This is a genomic window from Peribacillus sp. B2I2 (assembly GCF_041261685.1).
Classification (GTDB): Bacteria; Bacillota; Bacilli; order Bacillales; family DSM-1321; genus Peribacillus.
Genome location: NZ_JBGCCB010000001.1, coordinates 1244096 through 1265932, shown reverse-complemented (window position 1 = coordinate 1265932; position 21837 = coordinate 1244096). Strand labels below are relative to the sequence as shown.

The following is a 21837-nucleotide window of genomic DNA, read 5'->3' as shown; positions in this document are numbered from 1 at the left end:
TTTTATCTTTTCTCACTGGATTTTAGAAAGATTTCGCTTAATTTGATCGTAGTGTCCTGAAATATGTTCATCGATGAAGTGTTCCACAATATAAGAAACGGGTTTGTTTCCGAATTTTGCGAAATTTCGGTGTGGCGATTCTCTAGATAGTGTTTCTTCATCTAAATTCCCGAGCCTGCTTTCCACTTTATATTTAAGCTCCTCCACTTGTTTCAAGACATCATCAACAGCAAGTTTGTCAGTATGGGTAACGGCAGCCAATCGGGCTGGATCTTGCAAGCCACGCCCCCATTTGGCTCCAGGCATCGTTATTACAGTTTCCACTTCACCTAACCAATAAGGGATGGCCTCAGCTAAATGGGAAAGTATCTGCATGATTGACCATTCATCATCTGCAGGCTTATATCTGATCGTTTCCTCCGGGAGGTTTGCCGCTGTCTCAAGAATGTGGTCGATTGATTGGTAAACCGATTGGATTGATATCCCAATTTCCTGATAAGCCATTTTATCTTCCCTCCCCGACTAGTCGCACACGGTTTTCAAGATAACCTATTTTGTCGATTTCGATTTTGACAACGTCACCATCTTTTAAGAACACTTGTGGATCACGGGCTACTCCTACCCCACCCGGTGTTCCTGTGAGTACGATGTCACCTGGTTCAAGAGTCATTAAATTCGATAAGAATTCAACTAAATACTTCACATCGAATACGAAGTTGGATGTGTTCGTTTTTTGGCGTTCTTCACCATTTACCGTTAATCGGACATTTAAGCCAGATGGATCGGATAGTTCATCGGAAGTGACTAACCAAGGCCCCAACGGAGCACTTCCTTCAACCGTTTTCCCTTGAAGCCACTCAAGTGTACGCCGTTGGATATCACGGTACGTAACATCATTCGCAATTGTATAACCAGCTACATAATCAAGAGCATCTTCTTTTGAAACATTACGTGCCCTTTGTCCGACTACAAAAGCGAATTCCGCTTCATAATCAAGTTGTTCAGAGATTGGGAAAAACGGTATATCATCCTGGGGACCGATTACTGTATTGGCGAACTTTGCGAATACCACAGGGAATGGCGGCAATTCGCGACCCATTTCAGCAATGTGTTCACGGTAGTTATGTCCGACACAAATAATTTTGCTTGGCTTTTGGATAGGGGCCTCAAGCTTTATATTTTCAATTTCATGTACAATTTTATGTCTGAAGGAATCACGATTGTTCAATGCATAATCCGCAGCCTTTTTCGCGATGGAAAGGCTTTCATTCCCTCCCTGTAAAAATGCCTCCATTGTTGCAGGGACATACGCTTCAGCGATTTGTACACTGCGGAGTTTCCCTTCGCTTTCAAGAAGCGCTTGATAGGCATAGTTCAAATCCACTATTACATTATCCGGGTAAATTGCACCAATACGTTTAAATCCCTGACTGCTGAAAGTTACTAATTTCATATTCCATTCTCCTTTATTAATCTGGATTTTTTATAAAGCTGATTTTAGTTCTTTGTTTGTGGGCCATTTCTGCTGGATTAACTTCACAAACCAGAATATGAATGATAAATGCCCATCTCATTAATTCACTTATAGATAACTTAGTTCACTATTTATATAAATGATAACTTAATTTTCGGAATATTGTCAAGATAGTATTGTAAATAATTTTGTGAAAATGTTATCATTTACACCATTAAGAGTTCTTCTGAATCCAATTGGAAAATTTATGAAATAGACAAAAAATTCATTTATTAATAATAAAGTATATTGATAGCTTTCAAGGCTGATTTTTTCTTACTTTAATTTCATTTAAATTTTACAGATTCTGATATACTAGACCTAAATTAAAACAGATTAGGGAGATTGACTTATGGAAATCGTAAAATCCGGTTCGACGATTCAATCATTACAAATAGGGATGAGCATCATAGATTTACTTGCTTCCCAAAGAAATCCGTTAAGATTCTCTGATATTCAAGAATTAACGGACATAACGAAAAGTAACCTATATAAGTATTTGAATACATTGACTCAACTGGAGTTACTATATCGTGATAAGACAACCGGTATGTATCACCTTGGGAGCAAATTGATTCAATATGGCATGGCAGCCATAGGAAATGAGGACATCACGAGCAGAATAACACCTTATTTACAGGAAATCAGTCACAATACCTCTTGCACAGTCCTTTTTTCCGTTTGGACATACGATGGACCAATCACGGCAAAAATATGGAATTCCAACCAAAACTTGAACATCGGGGCCCAGTTGGGTACGCGTCTTCCCCCATCATCCTCTTCAGGTAAAGTATTCACTGTTTTTCAGGATTCTTCCTTGACAGCGGACTGGATTGAAAAAGATCGTAATGTTACCGGGCCTTTCCTGAAAGAAACAAATGAATATCATGATATTCGGAAATACAAGATCGCTTTTGCCAAAGAGCCTCTTGTACCTTCTGTTTCCTCGATGTCCATCCCGGTTTTTAATTATAATTCAGAATTATTGGGAGCGATCACTGCCGTTGGATTCACCGAAAGCATTCCAGATCATTACGATGATCCCTTAAGCCACTATTTAAGAAAGAGCTATTTGGAGATCTCGAAAATATTCGGTTACACCGCTGAATGAGAAAAGCAGGAAAAAGGATGGAAATCATTCCTTTTTCCTGCTTTTAGATTTTTCATGGCTTTCGCTGATATGTCCATATCCGGTTGTGATTGGATGTTTCAGGAAAAGCGTCCCCTGCATCAAGTTTTACCATTTTCGGATTCACTACCGTGCTGCCAGTTTCACCGATTTCTACGTAGGTCCCATTGTTAGGCGCTTTCTGACCTGGCTTGAATTGACGATTTTGCCCCATAGATTTCACCCCTTTACATGCTTTCCTTGTTATTATTACCAGGTTCCTTTCTTTCATGTCAGAAAAATTAAGGACACACAGGAAATCAGCAGAATCAAAAAGCGTCTGCTCAGAGAGCAGACGCTTTTTTTGGTTAAGACATTAAATCCACTAGAACCGCTTTTTGGGCATGCAGACGATTTCCGGCTTGGTGGAAAACGACGGAATTAGGTCCATCGATGACTTCAGCCGTTACCTCTTCTTCCCTGTGTGCAGGCAGGCAATGCATGAATAAATAATCTTCTTTAGCAAGTTTTACAAGTTCACCATTGATTTGATAATTTTTAAAAGCTTCTAAGCGAATGCTATTCTCGATTTCCTGCCCCATGGAGGTCCAAACATCGGAATAGACGATATCCGCATCTTTTATAGCTTCCGAAGCTGAGGTTGTCACCACAATTTCACTGCCAGTCTCTTCTGCCACTTTTTGAGCATAGGCAACGACCTTTTCGTCAGGTTTGTAGGCCTCAGGACACCCAATGGAAAAGTCCATTCCCATTTTTGCGCAGCCCACCATCAATGAATTGGCAACATTATTGCCATCTCCGATATAACTCATCTTCAGGCCTTTTAGCTGTCCTTTAATCTCGATGATCGTCAAGAAGTCAGCAAGCACCTGACAGGGATGTGCAAGGTCTGTTAACCCATTGATGACTGGGATAGAGGCATTTTCTGACAACTCCAGTATTTTTTCATGCTCGAAGGTACGAATCATGATGCCATCTATATATTCAGAAAGGACTTTTGCAGTATCGGAAATAGTTTCCCCACGTCCAATTTGCAAGTCATTGCCACTCAAGAACAAAGCGTGTCCGCCAAGCTGCATCATGCCAACTTCAAAAGATACACGTGTACGGGTAGACGATTTTTCAAAAATCATCCCCAGCGTTTTCCCTTTTAAAGGTGTATATTCTTCACCAGCTTGCCATTTGCCTTTAATGGTCTGCGCTAGCTTTAACAAATCTTCAATTGCTATGGGTGTAGACTCCTTCATGGTCAAAAAATCTTTTCCATTTAAAATCTTCGCTTGTGTCGGTGCCGTCATTGAACTCATACGTGTGACACTCCTTTCGAATATGATACAAGCCATTCCTGAAGCGAGGTAACCCCTGGATCAGCATTTTCCAACGATTGTAGATAGGCCTTAAAAGTCTCTTCTTCCGTAAATGCAAGCAGTCGATATTTTGCTGCCAGTAACCTTAGCTTCTTATCTTCTTCTGTTGTTCCATATGCCAATACGACCGCTGCATTCCCTTCATTTAACCATTCATTAAAATCAGAATCCCCCAGTGTCAAACCTGCTTCTTCGATTTGAACAAGTAAATCTTCACTTAATTGGACTGATTCGGATTGATATACACCTGAGGTATTTTTTGCGTTTTGAGCATGAAATACTTTTGTCAATGCTTCATTTACCGTTTCTCCGATGGCGATTCCTTCACCTGTTGATTTCATTTCCGGCCCCACCTTCGAATCAAGTCCGCTAAGTGCAAATGTAGAGAATACTGGATATTTTACGACTGCATATGGAATTTCTTCCATCAAGCCCGTTTTATCTAACACATTCGACAATGAATATTTCCCGAGCAATATTTTTGTCGCTATTTGTACTAAGGATACGTCAGTCACTTTACTGATGATTGGAATGGTCCGACTGGCACGGGGATTCACTTCCAATACATATACACTATTTCCGTCAATCACGAATTGGATGTTCATAAGTCCTTTATAACCAAGCTCCATTACTAGTTTTTTGGCATAAAGGGTCATTTTATCTTTGATATCATCCGTTAAGGATTGAGCCGGCAACAATGCCATGCTATCCCCTGAATGAACCCCTGCTTTTTCAACATGTTCAGCAATGATTGGAATATATACATCATTTCCATCTGCGATCAAATCGATTTCGGCTTCTTTTCCCGGAATATAAGAATCGATTAGCACGGGATATACAAGTGCCGTTCCATTTTCCGTTCTATTCAATAAGCTTTCCTTGGAGCGGATGATTTCCATTCCCTGGCCGCCAATTACATAGGATGGGCGTAAGAGCACTGGAAAACCGATTGCCTCTGCACGTTCAATTAATTGTTCTTCACCATTAGCCATTGAACCCGGCACATGAGGGATATCCAGTTTTTGAAGAAGCTGATAAAAGCGATCACGGTCTTCTAATTGATCAAGAGTATCAAATGAAGTCCCCAACAAATTGACACCGTAATCTTCGAGGCCTTTTGCGAGATTTATCGCAGTCTGTCCGCCAAATTGAACGATTACATCTTCAATATCTTCCGCTTCTATTACATTAAGAACGTATTCAAGGGTTAACGGCTCAAAATAAAGGCGATCTGCGGTCGCAAAATCTGTACTTACCGTTTCAGGGTTATTATTGATCATGATCGTTTCAACATTTTCATCTTGGAGTGCATAAACCCCGTGAACGGAACAGTAATCAAATTCTATTCCCTGTCCAATCCTGATAGGACCGCTGCCAATCATCAAGACTTTCTTTTTATCAGTCTTTTTCTGTTCATTTTCACCAAAATATGTTGAATAGTGATAGTTAGTATGTGATTCGAACTCGGCTGCACATGTATCAACCGTTTTGTAGACCGCCGTAAGGCCAAGTGATATCCGATGTGCTCTCAGTTCCATCTCACTTACATTCCATACGGAAGCAAGATAGCGGTCTGAGAAGCCCTTTTCCTTGTATGACTGCAATTCTTCCTTAGTCACCTGATCGATTGACATGGCTTCGATTTCCATTTCTTTTTGGATCAATGAGGCAAAGGATTTAAGGAAGAAATAATCTATGGTTGTCGCTTCATGGATTTCTTCAATCGTCACGCCTTTTCTAAGCATTTCAAAAATGACAAATATTCGTTCGTCAGATTTTTCGGCAAGCTTCCCCCAAAGTTCAGGAACCGTTTTATTTTTCAGCGATGCTAGCTGCAGTCCATTCGTTTTTAATTCCAAAGAATCGACTGCCTTTTGGACTCCCCCCTCAAAGCTGCGGTGTAAAGCCATCACTTCACCTGTGGCCTTCATCTGTGTTCCCAATTTGCGGTTGGCGGTCGTAAATTTATCGAATGGCCACCTCGGGAACTTCACCGCTACATAGTCAAGAGCAGGTTCGAAGCTTGAATATGTGCTTTTCGTTACAGGATTGATAAGTTCAGATAAATGGTAGCCGACAGCAAGCTTTGCAGCTATGCGAGCTATTGGATAACCTGTTGCTTTTGAAGCTAGTGCCGACGAACGGCTGACGCGTGGGTTAACTTCTATTAGATAATATTGTTTGCTATTCGGATCAAGTGCAAATTGAATGTTACAGCCGCCTATTATACCTAAAGCAGAGATGATTTTAATGGAAGCGGCACGCAGCATCTGAAACTCATCGTCAGATAAGGTCTGTGATGGCGCCACCACGATTGAATCACCTGTATGAATCCCTACCGGATCGATATTTTCCATGTTACAGATGGTGATGCACGTATTGTTGGCATCTCGCATCACTTCATATTCGACTTCTTTAAATCCAGCAATGCTTCTTTCAATCAAGCATTGTGTAATCGGGCTTTCTTGGAGTCCGCCCCGTACGAGTTCCTTAAAGGTATCCAGTGAATCAGCAATCCCACCGCCAGTGCCTCCCAGTGTATAAGCAGGACGAACGATGATGGGAAAACCGATTTTATCGGCAAAAGCTAGCGCTTCTTCAAGAGAATGGACAATTGTACTGTCTGGAACTGGTTCTCCTATTTCAAACATCAGCTCACGGAACAGTTCACGATCCTCCCCCTTTTTGATGGAGTCGATTGGAGTTCCCAATAATTTGACTTTATATTTTTCAAGTACTCCGGCATCATCCAATTGATAAGCAAGATTTAATCCTGTCTGACCTCCTAATGTAGCGAGCAGGCCATCCGGCTTTTCTTTGGAAATGATCTTTTCCAGTACATCGACGGTTAAAGGTTCGAAATAGACAGCATCCGCATTCATATCATCAGTCATGATCGTTGCCGGATTATTGTTGACCAGTATGACTTTATATCCTTCTTCTTTTAAAGCGAGGCAGGCCTGTGTACCTGCATAATCGAATTCGGCGGCCTGCCCGATGACAATCGGCCCCGAACCAATCACTAATATGGTCTTTATCGTGTCGTCCTTAGGCATAAGCTTTTTCTCTCCCGCTATAATCATTTATCATTTGTAAAAAGTCGTTGAATAGTAGTGAACTCTCGATAGGCCCTGGATTTGCCTCTGGGTGGTACTGGGTAGTGAATATTGGCAGGTCTTCATGCATGAGCCCCTCAACTGTACTATCATTCACATTTCTGAATCTCACTTGAAGCGATGTTCCTTGTAAGCTCGGTTCATCAACCTCATAACTATGATTTTGAGAACTCATATACACCTTTTTCGTTTTCAAATCGACCACGGGCTGATTCGCTCCGCGATGTCCAAACAGCATTTTTTTTGTATTTCCCCCAAAGGCTAGTGCCGTTAATTGATGACCGAGACAGATGCCCATCGTCGGGAAATTCGTAATGATCTTTTTTATGTTTCCTAAAAGGTATTCAAGCTGTTTTGGATCCCCAGGCCCATTTGAAAGCAAAATACCATCTGGCTTCAAGTCCTTGATTTGTTCGAATTCAGTATCGAATGGTACGACCGAGACTCGGCAGCCTTGCTCAACCAATGAATCCAATATGGATTTTTTATAACCGAAATCCATCATCACCACGTGCTTGTCGCCTTCTCCAAAACTCTCGACCACCTTTGTGGATACCTCAGCAACGTGGGCAGATAAACCATTCAGACCAGGTTCGACAGTGAATTTTTCTTCCGCTGTGATGACTGCTTGCATGGAACCTTCCAGTCTTATATTCTTAACAACCGCTCTTGTGTCAACATGGCCTAAAAGAGGAATGTTCCACTTGTCTAAATATTCACCAAGTGAATATTTAGCTTGATAATGAGAATGACCCATATTTCCTTCATATACAATAACACCCGCAACATGCGGCTTCTTACTTTCAAAATCATATTCATTGATTCCATAATTTCCGATTAGAGGATATGTGAAGATGACAATCTGGTCCTTATATGAAGGATCTGTCAATACTTCTTGATATCCGGTCATTCCTGTAAAAAAGACAATCTCTCCAGTGATTGCTTTTTCAGTCGATTTAGTCAGCAATTCCCCTTCAAAGACGGAACCATTCTCTAAATATAGATAGCTTTTCATGATCTTCACCTCTTTAGATGATGTATATTTATATATATAATAGCATAATTATTCATTTTATTCTATAAAAATTCATTCAATTTAGATAGTTTGTTTAATTGCCAATACTTTTTTAATTTTGTTTATCGCCATATCGATCTCTGGTTCAGTAACTGTCAGAGATGGAAGTAAACGAAGTACCTTAGAACCTGCACTCAATACTAATAAGCCCTCTTCTTGAAGTTCCATTAAAAACCCCTGAACATCTTGTTTACATTCAATCCCGACCATCATTCCCAGTCCGCGAATCTCTATCACTTCTTCCGAATCATTCAATGCTTTTGCCAATTCACTCTCAAGGTATTCAGCCTTTTTCACGGTACTTTTTAAAAATCCTGATTGGAAAATTTCCATTAAAACGGCTTCAGCTGCTGAGACACTAACGGGATTACCTCCAAAAGTGGATCCATGACTTCCAGGGTTAAAGAACTCCGACAGCCTTTCCTTCCCAATCATCGCCCCGATTGGCAGGCCATTTCCCAGCCCCTTAGCAGAAGTGATGATGTCCGGTTGGATATTGAAATGCTGGAATGCAAATGGTTTCCCTGTACGTCCGATCCCAGTCTGGATTTCATCAATGATAAGAAGGGCTCCGTGATCTTGACATTTAGTTTGAATCGCGTCCAGATAGGATTGCTGTACAACATGGATGCCGCCCTCACCTTGAACTATTTCAATCATTACAGCCGCCGTATTTTCATCAATGGCTGCTGTCATGGCATCATTATCATTAAATGGAACATATTCGAACGAAGCTAGCATAGGTCCGAAACCAGTTTTGATTTTTTCCTGTCCCGTTGCAGCCATTGTTGCAAACGTGCGGCCGTGGAAAGACTGCTGACATGTGACAATTTTGCTTCTCCCAGTAGCTTTACGTGCAAGTTTGATAGCTGCCTCATTCGCCTCGGCACCACTGTTGGCAAAAAATACCTGGCTTAGACCAGAGGCATCTGCCAGCATTTTTGCTGTCCGTTCCTGTATGGAACTGTTAAACATGTTGGAAACATGCCAATATTTATTAAGCTGTTCCGTGACGGCCATTTTTACCTTCTCATGACAATGCCCAAGATTCAAAACCCCGATTCCGGATGTGAAATCCAGATAATCTTTACCAGTTGTACTCGTAATCTTCATTCCTGACGCTGTGTCTGGCTCAATGTTCCACCTTGCATATGTTGGAAATAAAGAACTCATTGAAATACCCCTTCTTCCTGAAGAAATTTCGTTCCGATGAATTGTCCGCCTTGATAAAAGTGATCTTTTCCACTAACGATCATCACTTCTTCAACCCCTTTATTAAGAACCGACAACGCTGTATTGACTTTTGGAATCATTCCTCCATGGATGCTTCCATCCTCGATCAATTCCTTTGCTTCCGTTTCAGTCAATTTCTCAATGATCTGTTCATTCTTCAAGACCCCTTTAACATCGGTCACAAATAAACACATCTCGGCCGATAGTGCCTTCGCTACTGACCCTGCAGCCATATCAGCATTCACATTTAATTTAGTACCTTCTTCGGTAGTTGCAATTGGCGTCAATACCGGACAATAACCATTTTCGAATAAAAGTCTAAGTAATTCAGTATTGACTTTTAGTATCTTACCTACAGCTCCAAGTTTCTGTTCATCTATATACTCACCTGTTAGAATTCCGCCGTCAGAACCATTTAAACCAACTGCCTTTAAGCCGTGTGCTTCTAATTTATGAACGAGACTGCGGTTCGATTTGCCTGCCAGGATAAGTTCCACAATTTCCATCACTTCAGTAGTCGTTTTTCTTAAACCATTCTCAAAGACTGGTTCAATTTCATATTTATCAAGCATCGAATTTATATCTGGGCCGCCTCCATGAACAAAGACAATATGATACCCCCGGTTTTGTAACTCTTTAACACTATTGAAAAACGACTCCGATAACTCATTAATGATACTGCCGCCGCACTTAATGACTAATATGTTCATTCTTACCTCCTTACGAACGATAGCTTCCGTTTATTTTTACATAATCATAGGTTAAATCGCAGCCCCATGCCGTTCCCGATTCATTACCGTCTTTCAAATAAACATGAATGATGATACTTTCATTTTCCAAGTAAGCCTTGGCTTCTTCCTCAGAAAACTGTATTGGCTCACCATCTTTAAGTACGACGATATCACCAAAAACAATCGTTGTTTGATCCGGCTTGAATCCCACACCGCTTCTTCCCATTGCAGCAATGATTCGTCCCCAGTTTGCATCCGCTCCAAAAGCTGCCGTTTTCACTAGATTTGATCCAACGATCGTCTTCGCCATCATCTGTGAATCTTGCTTCGTCTGCATGCCATGAACATTCACTTCTATAAGTTTTGTGGCACCTTCTCCGTCTTTCGCAATTTGTTTGGCCAGATTTTCGGATGTTTGTTTTAATAATTCCAGGAAGACAGACCATTCAGGATGGTCAGGCGTCAAAGGTTCATTGTTCGCTTTTCCATTCGCTAGCACTAACACCATGTCGTTCGTTGAACAGTCACCATCAACCGTAATTTGATTGAATGTATCATTGGTTATGGAAGATAGTGCTTGCTGTAAATCATTCGGTTCAATGACAGCATCCGTTGTAATGAAACCGAGCATTGTGGCCATGTTTGGATGAATCATTCCCGAACCCTTCGCAGCTCCGCCCATTTTCACGGTTTTACCGTCAATCATTGTTTCATAACCGCAGCTTTTCGTTACAATATCCGTTGTTAAAATGGCGGTACCAAAATCTTCAGCAGCTTCAGATGTATTTTCTGGCTGTAAGGACTCTATGCCTTTCTTAACTTTTTCCATTTCCATGTATTCCCCAATGACTCCAGTTGAAGCCACTGCAAAAGAATGATCCTCCAAACCGAACTTTTGAGCCGCAAGCTTCCTCATTTCATTTGCATCTTTTAAACCCTGTTCTCCTGTACAAGCATTCGCACAGGCACTATTGACTACAATGCCGTGAAGTTTTCCAGTAGCGGCAATGCTGTTTTTCGTTACATTGATTGGAGCTGCTTGAACTATATTTTGTGTATAAACCGCAGCCGCTGACGCTGGTACATCGGTAAAAATGATGCCAACATCCTTTTTGGAGTAGCGCAATCCTGCATGGACACCTGACGCTTTGAACCCTTGTGGCATTAAAATGTTTCCTTCTTTAATTTGTTTGATTTCTTCAACTGACTGTAGTGTATTCATTATTTCCCTCCAAAATTTACGGATATAGCGGACTGTTCCATAGTCCTGCCGTTTCTTCTAGTCCCATTAATATATTTGCATTTTGAATGGCCTGCCCTGCAGCACCCTTCACTAAATTATCAATAACTGAAACCACCGTTACCTTACCTGTCCTTTCATCATATGCGACGCCAATATCGCAAAAGTTCGATCCATATACTTGTTTCGTTGATGGAAAGCGATCGAGCGGCTGTACCCGGACAAATGGGTGGTTCTCGTATACTGTTTCGTATAAATCCTTTAATTCAACATTTGAAGTCCCCCGATTTACCTTTATATACATCGTTGCCATAATCCCTCTTGTCATTGGAACTAGGTGGGTATTAAAGGTAATAGGTTGTAAATCCGATGACCATCGTCCAAGCTGTTGTTCGATTTCCGGTATGTGTTGATGTTGATTTACCTTATATATCTTAAAGTTCTCATTCATTTCACTATAATGGGTAACGGCCGAAAGTGATTTACCCGCGCCTGAAACCCCGGATTTTGCATCGATGATCACTTCTGCGGCTGCTCCGGCCAATCCTTCAGTGAATAAAGGGGCGAGGCCTAAAAGTGATGCAGTTGGGTAGCACCCTGGATTCGCAACAATCGTTGCTTTTCTTATTGCTTCGGCATTCCATTCAGCCAATCCGTATACAGCTTCTTCAATAATATGCTGTGGGGCGGCTGGTTTTTTATACCAGTGTTCGTATTCACCCGGGGTTTGAAGCCTGAGGTCTCCTGAAAGGTCGATTACTTTAATATCAAGGTCAGAAAATTCCGAAATCAATCGCGAGGAAACACCAGAAGGAGTTGCAAGAAATACAATATCGGATTTTTTTGCAATCGCTTCCGGGTCAATTTCTTCTAATTTATCTTTCATATGCATTAAATGTGCATTTTCTTCATATAAATTCCGACCAAATTGGGATGAAGTATGCAATGATTTTATTTTAAATTGCGGATGATTATTCAGGAACCTTATTAGTTCCACTCCTCCATAACCCGTTGCACCTACTATTGATACGTTCATAAAACCATCTCCTATAATTTCAAGTCCCTGTCATTCTTTGATTCTATTATTATAAGACTGAATAAAAATAAAATCAAATGTATTTTTATAAAATTAGAAACTTCACTTTAATATGGAAAATTATCCAAGTGATCTTCTAAAATTATCCAAAGTTGTTGACTACTAGTGTTTTTTCCGTTTAAATCAAAGGTAGTGATTGTGTTATAAAGGTATTTAAAAGGTGGTCATATACGTGAATGAATTTTCGTTATCCAATCGGATGCATGCAATTTTAGATAATGAACAGCAAGTTAAACATATGGAAAAAGGGCGCTTCCTTTTCCAGGAGAGCACCCCAGCAAGTGATTTGTATTACATTTTAAAAGGGAAAGTAGAAGTGAGTAAGGTTGTTCCCGACGGCCGTGAATTAACTATGCGCATTTGTTCGGAGAATGATTTGGTTGGGGAAACAGTCCTTTTTTCTCAAAATCCTAAATATATGATGAATGCAAAAATGTTGGAAGATGGAACTGTTGCGGTTATTTCCAAAGAAGCATTAGAAGAGAAAATCGCCTCCGATAGCCATCTTGCAGTTGATATGATGACATGGTTATCCGTTCAAAACCGTAAAAATCAGTCTAAATTCCGCGATATGCTCCTGCACGGTAAGAAAGGTGCATTTTACTCCACCCTCATCCGTTTATCAAATAGCTATGGCACTGAAGTTGAAAACGGTAAAGTTATCAATCTTCCTTTTACAAACCAAGAACTCGCCAATTTTTGCGGCACATCCCGCGAGGTAGTCAATCGAATGCTAGCCCAATTAAGGAAAAACAATGTCATCTCCATTAATAAGGGACGCATTACGATTCTTGACTTAGACTATTTGAAGCAGGAAATCGACTGTGAAAACTGTCCAATAGAAATCTGTACCATCGATTAAAACCCTTCCATAAAAACAGCGATTGCATAATGTCTTACTTGATCTTAAAATGATTGTTTTCAAATTCATCCCTAGGACCATTTAATTATTTTCATTACAAAGGATTCGATATAATAATTTCACAGTATTATAAAAAATGCATAAAAATCCGTATAAGTTAATGACAAGCATCGGAAGGCCTTAACAACTATATATACTAAATTAAGGGATGGCATAGTTGCCATCCCCTAATTTAGTATATATTCATTCAGACAGGATCACTTTTTTTACCCGCCAATGAATGACATTTCGATTTTTTCCTGTTTTGTCACTGTTCCCGCTGCCCGTTCATCTGAATAGCGGTCGTCCCTATGGTTCCAAAGTGAAATGATGAATTCTGTCAATTCTTCATCTGTCATGTCGGAACGTAGCAATGACTTCAAGTCATGCCCCTTTCCATTAAACAGGCATGTATATAAACTTCCATTAGCAGAAAGTCGTGCACGTGTACAACTGGAACAAAAAGACTCGGATACTGATGTTATGAAGCCCACTTCTGCAGTAGTGCCTTTATAACGGAAGCGTTTTGCCACTTCTCCAAAATAATCTTCATCAACCGGTTCAAGATCGAATTCGGTTTGGAGCATCTCGAGCAATTCTTTTTTCGTAATGACATTCTTCAACTGCCAGCCATTTGTATGTCCGACATCCATGAATTCTATATAGCGTAATTGAATGCCCTCTTCTTTACAAAAACGGGCCATCGGCAGGATTTGGGATTCATTGGTTTCTTTTTTCACAACCATATTGACTTTAACGCCAAGCCCAGCTACTTTGGCAGCAGCTATGCCTTCAATGACCGGCTTTACCCCGATGCCCCTGCCGTTCATCTTCTTGAAAAGTTCATCATCGAGACTGTCTAAGCTGATATTAACCCTCTGCAAACCAGCTGCCTTCAAATTCGCGGCATGTTTTCTCAAGAAGACACCATTCGTAGTCAATCCGATATCTTCAATACCATCAATTTGAACGAGATTTGAAATCAGAGTGGTAAGATCTCTCCGGAGTAATGGTTCCCCGCCTGTCAACCTTAGTTTTTTAACCCCTAAGCTTGCAAATATTTTAGAAAGCCTTACAATTTCCTCATAAGATAATAGCTCACTTTTAGGCAGGAACTGAAAATTCTCATGAAAAATTTCAGCAGGCATGCAATACTGACAGCGAAAGTTGCACCGATCTATGACTGAAATCCTTAAATCCCTTAGTGGCCTGTCCATTGAATCTTTTATATGACTGTTCAATTAACCACTCCTAGCCATAAGTATTAGAAAAAAACCAGACCATAAAAAGTGGCTCCATAGAATGGATTCACTGTTTTTTGACTGGCTTTATATTTCTATTACCTGGTTATTATTTGATTCCTAATGCAATTTTAGCATATCTGGACATTTTGTCTTTGGTCCACGGCGGACTCCAGACTATTTTAACATCCGTTTCCTTGACCTCTGGAATATCTTCCAGAACCAATTTCACTTGATCGACAATCGTCCCAGCCATCGGGCAGCCCATTGCAGTCAATGTCATCGTTACTGTAGTCAGACCATCCTCATCCATATCAACATCATATACCAAACCTAAATTCACGATATCTATACCAAGCTCCGGGTCAATGACCTGCTCCAAAGCTCCTAAAATAATGTCTTTTGTATCTTGATCCACTTCGATCACTCCTTTTATGGAAAATCTCTTCATTGTCCGTATTAGAATCATAACAGATTTCGGGTGAGTACTTAAGCTTTTTGCACAGTTGACAGCAAATGTTTCGCGAACCAGTCTGCAGTAAGAAGTACTCCTTCTCTACTGACCTTGTGTCCTGCTTTAGGGTCGAGAATAAATTCGATTTTTTCATTTGCCTCATTATAACCCGCTTTGACCCCTTCATAAAAGCGATATGCATGCTGATATGGTACCACTGGATCTTTAGCTCCATGCCAAAAAAGAAGCGGGCGGTTGGAAAGCTTATCTTGATTAAGACTCAAATCAAATGGCTTGAGCTGTTCAATCACCTTGGCAACTTCCTCATCAGTAGCGGGGAAATCAACTTTTCTTTTCTTAATTTCCGCCATTTGGAGCTCTGCATACGCGACATATGATGGGTTCCCCATCAAACTGACTCCGGCCGATATCCAATCATAAGCAGCAAGAGCCCCATTAGTCACTATTCCCCCCATAGAGGTACCCGCTACACCAATTCTGTCAGGATCAATTAATTTTCTGGATATTAAATCATCCTTCATCAAAGATAAATCCTGGATGGTCTGTAAAACCATTTCCCAAAAACGGGGCATCATTTGGGAATCACTTAAACCAGCTTCCCTTTCCCCATGATGAATCACATCGGGAAGAAGTACACGAAACCCCTTCTCAGCCAATAAATAAGCATAGTGAAGATTGTGTTCCTTTGCACTTTGAAAACCATGTATAAAAATAATAAGCGGTAATTTCTGATGGGAAGTGGTTTCCTCACTTAAGTGTAATACAGGAATATGTCCAATTTGTTCTTTTTCAATTATTATCAAGTTAACCCCTCCGAATAATTTGTTCGGTTTTTATCTAAAAGAAGTTCAACAACCTTCTCAAAAAGAATTTTGCATTCCTCATTCCATTCCTTTAAACCTGAGCATCACTTTAAGTATCATGATCCTACATATAGTAATATCATACAGGAATGCATAAAGAATGAAAAAGATTTACATTTACTTTAAAATAGTCTTAACAATATTTGCATATAATGAAATCAAAAAGAACAGAAGGTGTGTACATGGCGGAGAGACATTTAATCGTATTGGATCTTGATGGTACTTTACTTACAGATAAAAAAACAATTTCTTCAAGAACTAAAAAAACACTGCTAAAACTTAAGGAAGATGGACACGAAGTTATGATAGCTACCGGTCGTCCCTTTCGCTCAAGTGAACTTTATTACCGGGAATTGGGATTGACTACACCAATCGTTAATTTCAATGGCGCTTTCATCCATCACCCATTACAGACAAGCTGGGGGGTATACCACTCTCCACTGGATATAAATGTAGCGAAGGAGATCGTTGAAGCGTGTGATCAGTTTGAGTATCACAACATCATCGCAGAAGTCCGTGACGATGTTTATGTCCATTATCATGATGAAAAATTGATGGATATGTTCAATTTAGGAAATCCAAACATGAAGACGGGTGACTTGCGCAATTTCCTTAAGGATTCCCCAACTTCGATGCTAATTCACACAGATAGTCAATTTGTAGGCCAGATTCGCCAGCATTTATCCGATGTTCATGCAGAATTGGTCGATCATCGCCGCTGGGCAGAGCCTTTTCATATCATTGAAATCATTAAGAGCGGGCTAAGTAAAGCCGTCGGGCTAAAACGCGTATCCAACTATCTGGAAATGCCTCAAAACAGGATAATCGCTTTCGGGGATGAAGATAATGATTTGGAAATGCTCGATTACGCGGGAACCGGAGTCGCTATGGGAAATGCAATCTCACCAGTAAAAACAGTGGCAAATACGACTACATTGACGAATGAAGAAGACGGAATAGCAGTCTTCCTTGAAGAAAAATTCAATATTAAACCCTAATACGTCATTTTTTACCTTAATAATATCTCTCTTACAAGCCAAACTAATAAGGACAACAGCTTCCTTTATGTTGTCGACAACGCTCAGAATCGGAGGAGATAAGCATGGGTAAAAGCAGTAAATCTAAACGATTTGTACAGCAGGGCAAAGAAAGTGTTGCCAGGCATGCCGAAAAAATCCCTTATCACACTACGTTTGAAGAGGCTGAAAAAGACAGGTTAAGAATTATGTCAGAACAAAGCTATGGTGGCTTCTAATGGCAAACAATCTATTCCAGAAGGCAAGGGAATTTGTTGAAGAAGCTCTCCACTCTGAGCATGACGGTGACCAGCATAAGACAGAGGAAATCGCAAGAAATGCTCTCCACTCTGAGCATGACGGTGACCAGCGCAAGACAGAGGAAGTCGCTAAAAACGCTCTTTCATCAGCCTTTGCCAATACTACAGAGGCGGAAAAAGAACAACTGCGAGAACTCCAGGAAGAGCTGGAAAACCACTCGAAATAAAGTGAAGGCCTCCAGGATTCCTGGAGGCTTTCATTATGTTCATCAATTGTTATTTCTTGCCTTACCTCCTTTTCCACCGATCTCTTTATAAAAATCTTTACCATGGGAATCGGAAGTGGCCTCGCCGCCCTTTTGTCCAATTTCTTGATAGAAGTCCTTATCATGATTTATTCGATGTCGCTTTTCCGCCCTTTTGCCCAATTTCCCGGTAAAAATCCTTGTCGTGATTTTTAGAAGTGGCTTCCCCGCCTCTACGTCCTGCTTCTTCTCTACTCATTTTTTCATCGTTAGCCATTTTTATCACTCCTTCAAGGTTTTAAATTGGCGCTACATTATCAGAATTAGCCGTATTGTACAAGCTATAAACTTATAACACCGAAAAATTCTTCCTTTTGTAATGGAAGTGTAATGGCTTTAATTTCCCTGTTAATATCATTCCCTGCGAAAGGTACCGACAATGCCCGAAGTTTCTATAATGTTTGTAAAAGCGTGTGGATCCACTTCTTTGATGATCCGTTCAAGGTCATAAAGTTCATACCTTGTAATGACGATCAATAACATTTCCTTATTTTCGTTAGTGAACGCCCCTTTTGCAGGAACCCTTGTAATTCCGCGAACTAACTGAGCATGGATTGCCTGTTTAAGTTCTTCGCTTTTCTTCGTAATGATCATGGCTGTAAGCTTTTCATGACGAGTATGTATCGCGTCCACAACACGGGTAGATGTGTAAAGGGTAACAAGTGTATACAAGGCTTTTTCCGGTCCATAAACAGCTCCTGCAGTCACAATGATCACGCCATTCAGCAGAAATAAATAAGTACCTACAGGTTTATCCTTCTTCCGTGATAGAAGCATAGCGATAATATCCATTCCGCCAGTCGATGCACCGTATTTCAAGGTGATTCCCACACCCACTGCAGCTATGACTCCGCCAAACACCGCATTCAATAGTATGTCAGGTGACCAGCGTGTAATCGGAATGATTTCCATAAAAAAGGACATCAAGACAACGCTGAGGAAACTATAAAAAGTAAAGGACTTTCCAACTTTCCGCCAGGCAATGATCGTTACTGGAATGTTCAATAAAAGCAATAGAATTCCTGTCGATACATTAAAAGGAGCAAAAGAACCTATCATTCTTGATAGTAGCTGGGCCACACCTGTAAAGCCGCTTGCATATACGTTTGCCGGTATTAGAAAAAAGTTCATCGCAACAGCATTAAGTAATGCTCCGACCACAACTATGATAATTTTCTTCATTTCACCACTGTACATTCTAAAAACCTCCATTTCACCCTTATCCTATTATCTTTTTACCCTTAATTATTTATTCTATTTACGTAGAGATTGAATTTTCACCGTTTCGTGCTACACTAAAAAGTAAAGTGACCACTCATTTTCTAAAAATTGTAAAAAGAAAGCAGGTGTATTATGGCTATCACAATTCTTGCAGATAGTGCATGTGATTTGCCATTGTCTTTCTATAAGGAAAACAATGTATCATTAATCCCTTTACAAGTCCATCTTGATGGGGAAAATTACGAAGATTTACTTACCATTAATTCTCACGAAGTCTATCAGGCGATGATTGATGGAAAAGCTCCTAAAACATCGCAAGCTTCTCCAGAATACTTTATAGAACTTTTCACACAGTTTGCCAAGGAGAAAAAACAAGGGATCTATATAGCCTTTTCCTCTGAGTTATCAGGAACTTATCAAACGGCAGTGATGATTCTCAATCAGGTGAAGGAAGAGTACCCTGACCTTGACATCGAAATCGTCAATACGAAATGCGCTTCGATGGGGGTCGGTTTAATTGTAAAGAAAGCTGCCGATCTAGCAGCAAACGGTGCCACTAAAGAAGAGATCCTAGCTGACATCGAATTCCGCACCCGACATATGGAGCATCTATTCACTGTTGATAATCTTGATTATTTGGCCCGTGGCGGTCGCATCTCCAAAACCTCTGCCATTGTTGGCGGTTTATTAAACATTAAACCGTTATTGCATGTTGAAGGTGGGAAGCTTGTTCCGCTTGAAAAGATACGCGGCAAAAAGAAATTGATTAAACGTGTAATAGATTTAATGCATGAAAGAGGCAAAAATTTAACAACCCAAACGATTGCCATCAGTCATGGTGATGATGAAGCCACGGCATTGGAATGGAAGGAAGCCATTCAAAATGAATTCGGGACAACCGATTTCATGATCCATACAATCGGCTCCGTCATCGGTGCACATGCCGGTCCTGGTACAATTGCCCTCTTCTTCTTAAACGATACCCCTGAGAAATCATAAACATACATACTCCCCTCCATATTTGTGAACAATATATATTGATCATGATAATGGAAGGGAGTTTTCACTATGTCAAAAACAACTGATAACAATAAAAGGCCAAAAGATAACCAAGCGATAAATGCCGAGAAAAATATCGCATATCAGGAAAACCTCACTGCAGGTAAGCACTCCTATTCGAAGAAAACGGACCATAAGTGAAGCGTGGGGCTTGTGCCCTCGCTTTTTTAATAAGCAGTCACCGATTTACCATATGGTTTATATAGTTGTCTTCCTATCACTCTTTCTCTATAATAAAGGAAATAAAACCTGCTGGAGGTAAGTGATGGCAAAGGAAAATTCATTTGATATTGTTTCGAAAGTAGACTTTTCAGAGGTAACGAATGCAGTTACCATGGCTATGAAGGAAATTCAGACCCGCTATGATTTTAAAGGTAGCATAAGCAGCGTCACCATTGAAAAAGAAGACCTGGTTTTAGTGTCCGACGATGAGTATAAGCTCGAACAGTTGAAGGATGTCCTCATTAGTAAACTCATTAAACGTGACGTACCCATCAAGAATCTGGACTATGGTAAATTAGAAGGTGCTTCTGGCGGTACCGTTCGCCAGCGTGCTAAGTTAATTCAAGGTATCGATAAGGAACAAGCAAAAAAAATCAATACCATCATTAAAAATAGCGGTCTTAAAGTGAAAAGCCAAATCCAGGATGATCAAATCCGTGTTACCGGTAAAAACCGGGATGATTTGCAAGGAATCATTTCTGCGATCCGAGGCGCTGACCTGTCCATTGATGTACAATTTTTAAATTACCGCTAAGTAAGAAGGCCTCACCTGCTTTTTGGGTGGGTCTTTTTTATATGTAGCAGCTGCCTCTATAGCGGTAATACCCTCTTTTCCCTCAAATGAATCTCCTTCATGGAACATGGATAGAATAGTCATGTTCCTCAGATTAAATAATAACCCAAACTCATCATTTTGGTCATTTTTTCCATGTTTTCTTTTTCCCAAAAGAAGGAATAGAAAAGCGTAGATAATTAAACAGGAGGCGTTTAATCTTGACTAGTCAAAACCAAAATCAAAACAAACAAGGATTTCCACCTCAACATCAACAACATCAACCTGGAGTGGAAACAAAAATGGAACCGAACCCTGATTCAGTTAAATCTACCTACAAAGGAAGTGGTAAATTAAAAGGGAAAACGGCAATCATAACTGGAGGAGACAGTGGAATCGGTAAATCAGTTGCCATTTATTATGCTAAAGAAGGTGCTAATGTGACAGTTGCCTACTTGGATGAACATGAAGATGCTAAAACGACAAAAGAATTGATCGAGAAAGAAGGCCAGAGATGTTTACTCATTTCCGGAGATATCGGTGATGAAGCATTCTGCCAGGATGTCGTCAAAAAAACGGTGGATGAATTCGGCGGTTTGGATATTCTAGTCAACAACGCTGGAGAACAGCATGTGCAGACAAGTATCCTTGACATTTCTGCTGAACAATTGGAAAAAACGTTCCGCACTAATATTTTCTCGATGTTTCATTTAACAAAAGCTGCATTGAAGCACCTGAAAAAAGGAAGCAGCATCATTAATACTACCTCTATCACAGCCTATCAGGGCAATCCAAAATTAATCGATTACTCTTCAACAAAAGGTGCAATACTAGCCTTCACAAGAGCTCTATCGAACTCCATCTCAAAAGATGGCATCAGAGTGAACGGCGTTGCGCCAGGTCCAATCTGGACACCGCTGATTCCTGCCTCATTCGGTGAAGCGGATGTTGCCAAATTCGGTACGGATACTCCAATGGGCCGCGCAGGACAGCCAGAGGAATTAGCACCAGCCTATGTTTATTTGGCTAGTGATGATTCATCCTATGTCAGCGGACAAGTCATCCACGTAAATGGCGGTACCGTTGTAAACGGATAAGGCTAACTTCAAACGCAGTGGATTTCGTCGCAAATTGAAATCCACTGCTTTTGCTTTTTTTAAGCAGGATATTTCCAGTTAACACGGAAATATTGGGTATGGAAGGAGTGGTGTCATTTGAAAA

23 protein-coding genes and 1 pseudogene are annotated in these 21837 nt (G+C 40.5%); 9 read left to right on the top strand and 15 right to left on the bottom strand.

What is annotated here, in order from left to right; translation table 11 throughout:
* Nucleotides 1-12: 12 nt before the first annotated feature.
* Nucleotides 13-504, bottom strand: coding sequence for a DinB family protein (locus tag ABIE66_RS06430; RefSeq protein WP_370014232.1), 492 nt, complete (start codon nucleotides 502-504; stop codon nucleotides 13-15).
* 1 nt (nucleotide 505) lies between these two features.
* Nucleotides 506-1453, bottom strand: coding sequence for a fumarylacetoacetate hydrolase family protein (locus tag ABIE66_RS06425; protein ID WP_370014231.1), 948 nt, complete (start codon nucleotides 1451-1453; stop codon nucleotides 506-508).
* Nucleotides 1454-1865: 412 nt separating this feature from the next.
* On the opposite strand from ABIE66_RS06425, the gene ABIE66_RS06420 reads away from it, so the two are divergent.
* The gene (locus ABIE66_RS06420; RefSeq protein ID WP_370014230.1) at nucleotides 1866-2624 is read left to right on the top strand and encodes an IclR family transcriptional regulator; all 759 of its coding nucleotides are present in this window, start codon (nucleotides 1866-1868) and stop codon (nucleotides 2622-2624) included.
* Nucleotides 2625-2676: 52 nt separating this feature from the next.
* Here the strand turns inward: ABIE66_RS06420 and ABIE66_RS06415 are convergent, their stop codons facing one another.
* The 8 genes from ABIE66_RS06415 to argC form a co-directional block, all read right to left on the bottom strand.
* Nucleotides 2677-2856, bottom strand: a complete 180-nt coding sequence (locus ABIE66_RS06415) for a YjzC family protein (protein WP_061462081.1) — start codon at nucleotides 2854-2856, stop codon at nucleotides 2677-2679.
* Nucleotides 2857-2989: 133 nt separating this feature from the next.
* The gene (gene argF / locus ABIE66_RS06410; RefSeq protein ID WP_370014229.1) at nucleotides 2990-3949 is read right to left on the bottom strand and encodes an ornithine carbamoyltransferase; all 960 of its coding nucleotides are present in this window, start codon (nucleotides 3947-3949) and stop codon (nucleotides 2990-2992) included.
* Entirely contained in the window at nucleotides 3946-7065 is a 3120-nt protein-coding gene (locus ABIE66_RS06405) for a carbamoyl-phosphate synthase (glutamine-hydrolyzing) large subunit (protein ID WP_370014228.1), read from the bottom strand. Before ABIE66_RS06405 ends, argF begins: the two co-directional genes overlap by 4 nt.
* On the bottom strand, nucleotides 7058-8140 hold the full coding sequence (locus ABIE66_RS06400; protein WP_370014227.1) for a carbamoyl phosphate synthase small subunit: 1083 nt from the start codon (nucleotides 8138-8140) through the stop codon (nucleotides 7058-7060). Before ABIE66_RS06400 ends, ABIE66_RS06405 begins: the two co-directional genes overlap by 8 nt.
* An 81-nt stretch (nucleotides 8141-8221) precedes the next feature.
* Nucleotides 8222-9373, bottom strand: coding sequence for an acetylornithine transaminase (locus ABIE66_RS06395; RefSeq protein ID WP_370014226.1), 1152 nt, complete (start codon nucleotides 9371-9373; stop codon nucleotides 8222-8224).
* The gene (gene argB / locus ABIE66_RS06390) at nucleotides 9370-10143 is read right to left on the bottom strand and encodes an acetylglutamate kinase (protein WP_370014225.1); all 774 of its coding nucleotides are present in this window, start codon (nucleotides 10141-10143) and stop codon (nucleotides 9370-9372) included. The genes ABIE66_RS06395 and argB overlap by 4 nt, the downstream gene beginning before the upstream one ends.
* A gap of 10 nt (nucleotides 10144-10153) precedes the next feature.
* On the bottom strand, nucleotides 10154-11386 hold the full coding sequence (gene argJ, locus ABIE66_RS06385) for a bifunctional ornithine acetyltransferase/N-acetylglutamate synthase (RefSeq protein ID WP_289317483.1): 1233 nt from the start codon (nucleotides 11384-11386) through the stop codon (nucleotides 10154-10156).
* 16 nt (nucleotides 11387-11402) lie between these two features.
* Nucleotides 11403-12440: an N-acetyl-gamma-glutamyl-phosphate reductase gene (gene argC / locus ABIE66_RS06380; RefSeq protein WP_370014224.1), complete on the bottom strand. Its 1038-nt coding sequence runs from the start codon at nucleotides 12438-12440 to the stop codon at nucleotides 11403-11405.
* A gap of 259 nt (nucleotides 12441-12699) precedes the next feature.
* Here argC and ABIE66_RS06375 point away from each other — a divergent pair, with 259 nt between their 5' ends.
* Entirely contained in the window at nucleotides 12700-13362 is a 663-nt protein-coding gene (locus ABIE66_RS06375; protein WP_370016990.1) for a Crp/Fnr family transcriptional regulator, read from the top strand.
* 266 nt (nucleotides 13363-13628) lie between these two features.
* Here ABIE66_RS06375 and moaA read toward each other — a convergent pair whose 3' ends face one another.
* The 3 genes from moaA to ABIE66_RS06360 form a co-directional block, all read right to left on the bottom strand.
* Complete coding sequence (moaA, locus tag ABIE66_RS06370) at nucleotides 13629-14618, bottom strand: GTP 3',8-cyclase MoaA (protein ID WP_370016989.1); 990 nt, start codon at nucleotides 14616-14618, stop codon at nucleotides 13629-13631.
* Nucleotides 14619-14751: 133 nt separating this feature from the next.
* Complete coding sequence (locus ABIE66_RS06365) at nucleotides 14752-15093, bottom strand: metal-sulfur cluster assembly factor (RefSeq protein WP_370014223.1); 342 nt, start codon at nucleotides 15091-15093, stop codon at nucleotides 14752-14754.
* Between the two features lie 38 nt (nucleotides 15094-15131).
* Nucleotides 15132-15920: an alpha/beta fold hydrolase gene (locus tag ABIE66_RS06360; protein ID WP_370014222.1), complete on the bottom strand. Its 789-nt coding sequence runs from the start codon at nucleotides 15918-15920 to the stop codon at nucleotides 15132-15134.
* 242 nt (nucleotides 15921-16162) lie between these two features.
* On the opposite strand from ABIE66_RS06360, the gene ABIE66_RS06355 reads away from it, so the two are divergent.
* The 3 genes from ABIE66_RS06355 (at nucleotide 16163) to ABIE66_RS06345 (ending at nucleotide 17483) form a co-directional block, all read left to right on the top strand.
* The gene (locus tag ABIE66_RS06355; RefSeq protein ID WP_370014221.1) at nucleotides 16163-16978 is read left to right on the top strand and encodes a Cof-type HAD-IIB family hydrolase; all 816 of its coding nucleotides are present in this window, start codon (nucleotides 16163-16165) and stop codon (nucleotides 16976-16978) included.
* A gap of 104 nt (nucleotides 16979-17082) precedes the next feature.
* A complete protein-coding gene (locus ABIE66_RS06350) occupies nucleotides 17083-17235 on the top strand; it encodes a hypothetical protein (protein WP_164468789.1) in 153 nt (50 codons plus the stop codon).
* Complete coding sequence (locus ABIE66_RS06345) at nucleotides 17235-17483, top strand: DUF3813 domain-containing protein (RefSeq protein ID WP_370014219.1); 249 nt, start codon at nucleotides 17235-17237, stop codon at nucleotides 17481-17483. The genes ABIE66_RS06350 and ABIE66_RS06345 overlap by 1 nt, the downstream gene beginning before the upstream one ends.
* Nucleotides 17484-17528: 45 nt before the next feature.
* Here the strand turns inward: ABIE66_RS06345 and ABIE66_RS06340 are convergent.
* Both ABIE66_RS06340 and ABIE66_RS06335 read right to left on the bottom strand, forming a co-directional pair.
* Nucleotides 17529-17778 (bottom strand): annotated as a pseudogene (locus ABIE66_RS06340) (KGG domain-containing protein); the annotation flags it as partial.
* 137 nt (nucleotides 17779-17915) lie between these two features.
* Nucleotides 17916-18758 carry a YitT family protein gene (locus ABIE66_RS06335; RefSeq protein WP_370014218.1) on the bottom strand — a complete coding sequence of 281 codons (843 nt, stop codon included), beginning with the start codon at nucleotides 18756-18758 and terminating at the stop codon, nucleotides 17916-17918.
* Nucleotides 18759-18914: 156 nt separating this feature from the next.
* Between ABIE66_RS06335 and ABIE66_RS06330 the strand changes: the two genes are divergently transcribed.
* The 4 genes from ABIE66_RS06330 (at nucleotide 18915) to ABIE66_RS06315 (ending at nucleotide 21713) form a co-directional block, all read left to right on the top strand.
* Nucleotides 18915-19781: a DegV family protein gene (locus ABIE66_RS06330; protein WP_289324099.1), complete on the top strand. Its 867-nt coding sequence runs from the start codon at nucleotides 18915-18917 to the stop codon at nucleotides 19779-19781.
* Between the two features lie 69 nt (nucleotides 19782-19850).
* Nucleotides 19851-19982 carry a DUF3941 domain-containing protein gene (locus ABIE66_RS06325; RefSeq protein WP_081092478.1) on the top strand — a complete coding sequence of 44 codons (132 nt, stop codon included), beginning with the start codon at nucleotides 19851-19853 and terminating at the stop codon, nucleotides 19980-19982.
* A 124-nt stretch (nucleotides 19983-20106) separates the two neighbouring features.
* A complete protein-coding gene (locus ABIE66_RS06320; RefSeq protein WP_289317490.1) occupies nucleotides 20107-20598 on the top strand; it encodes a YajQ family cyclic di-GMP-binding protein in 492 nt (163 codons plus the stop codon).
* Between the two features lie 239 nt (nucleotides 20599-20837).
* Nucleotides 20838-21713, top strand: a complete 876-nt coding sequence (locus ABIE66_RS06315; protein WP_289324098.1) for an SDR family oxidoreductase — start codon at nucleotides 20838-20840, stop codon at nucleotides 21711-21713.
* The last annotated feature ends 124 nt before the right edge of the window (nucleotides 21714-21837 follow it).

Coding starts and splice junctions, on each gene's coding strand:
- ABIE66_RS06430 (WP_370014232.1), bottom strand. CDS start 504: ATGGCTTATCAGGAAATTGGGATATCAATCCAATCGGTTTACCAATCA.
- ABIE66_RS06425 (WP_370014231.1), bottom strand. CDS start 1,453: ATGAAATTAGTAACTTTCAGCAGTCAGGGATTTAAACGTATTGGTGCA.
- ABIE66_RS06420 (WP_370014230.1), top strand. CDS start 1,866: ATGGAAATCGTAAAATCCGGTTCGACGATTCAATCATTACAAATAGGG.
- ABIE66_RS06415 (WP_061462081.1), bottom strand. CDS start 2,856: ATGGGGCAAAATCGTCAATTCAAGCCAGGTCAGAAAGCGCCTAACAAT.
- argF (WP_370014229.1), bottom strand. CDS start 3,949: ATGAGTTCAATGACGGCACCGACACAAGCGAAGATTTTAAATGGAAAA.
- ABIE66_RS06405 (WP_370014228.1), bottom strand. CDS start 7,065: ATGCCTAAGGACGACACGATAAAGACCATATTAGTGATTGGTTCGGGG.
- ABIE66_RS06400 (WP_370014227.1), bottom strand. CDS start 8,140: ATGAAAAGCTATCTATATTTAGAGAATGGTTCCGTCTTTGAAGGGGAA.
- ABIE66_RS06395 (WP_370014226.1), bottom strand. CDS start 9,373: ATGAGTTCTTTATTTCCAACATATGCAAGGTGGAACATTGAGCCAGAC.
- argB (WP_370014225.1), bottom strand. CDS start 10,143: ATGAACATATTAGTCATTAAGTGCGGCGGCAGTATCATTAATGAGTTA.
- argJ (WP_289317483.1), bottom strand. CDS start 11,386: ATGAATACACTACAGTCAGTTGAAGAAATCAAACAAATTAAAGAAGGA.
- argC (WP_370014224.1), bottom strand. CDS start 12,440: ATGAACGTATCAATAGTAGGTGCAACGGGTTATGGAGGAGTGGAACTA.
- ABIE66_RS06375 (WP_370016990.1), top strand. CDS start 12,700: ATGCATGCAATTTTAGATAATGAACAGCAAGTTAAACATATGGAAAAA.
- moaA (WP_370016989.1), bottom strand. CDS start 14,618: ATGGACAGGCCACTAAGGGATTTAAGGATTTCAGTCATAGATCGGTGC.
- ABIE66_RS06365 (WP_370014223.1), bottom strand. CDS start 15,093: ATGAAGAGATTTTCCATAAAAGGAGTGATCGAAGTGGATCAAGATACA.
- ABIE66_RS06355 (WP_370014221.1), top strand. CDS start 16,163: ATGGCGGAGAGACATTTAATCGTATTGGATCTTGATGGTACTTTACTT.
- ABIE66_RS06350 (WP_164468789.1), top strand. CDS start 17,083: ATGGGTAAAAGCAGTAAATCTAAACGATTTGTACAGCAGGGCAAAGAA.
- ABIE66_RS06345 (WP_370014219.1), top strand. CDS start 17,235: ATGGCAAACAATCTATTCCAGAAGGCAAGGGAATTTGTTGAAGAAGCT.
- ABIE66_RS06335 (WP_370014218.1), bottom strand. CDS start 18,758: ATGTACAGTGGTGAAATGAAGAAAATTATCATAGTTGTGGTCGGAGCA.
- ABIE66_RS06330 (WP_289324099.1), top strand. CDS start 18,915: ATGGCTATCACAATTCTTGCAGATAGTGCATGTGATTTGCCATTGTCT.
- ABIE66_RS06325 (WP_081092478.1), top strand. CDS start 19,851: ATGTCAAAAACAACTGATAACAATAAAAGGCCAAAAGATAACCAAGCG.
- ABIE66_RS06320 (WP_289317490.1), top strand. CDS start 20,107: ATGGCAAAGGAAAATTCATTTGATATTGTTTCGAAAGTAGACTTTTCA.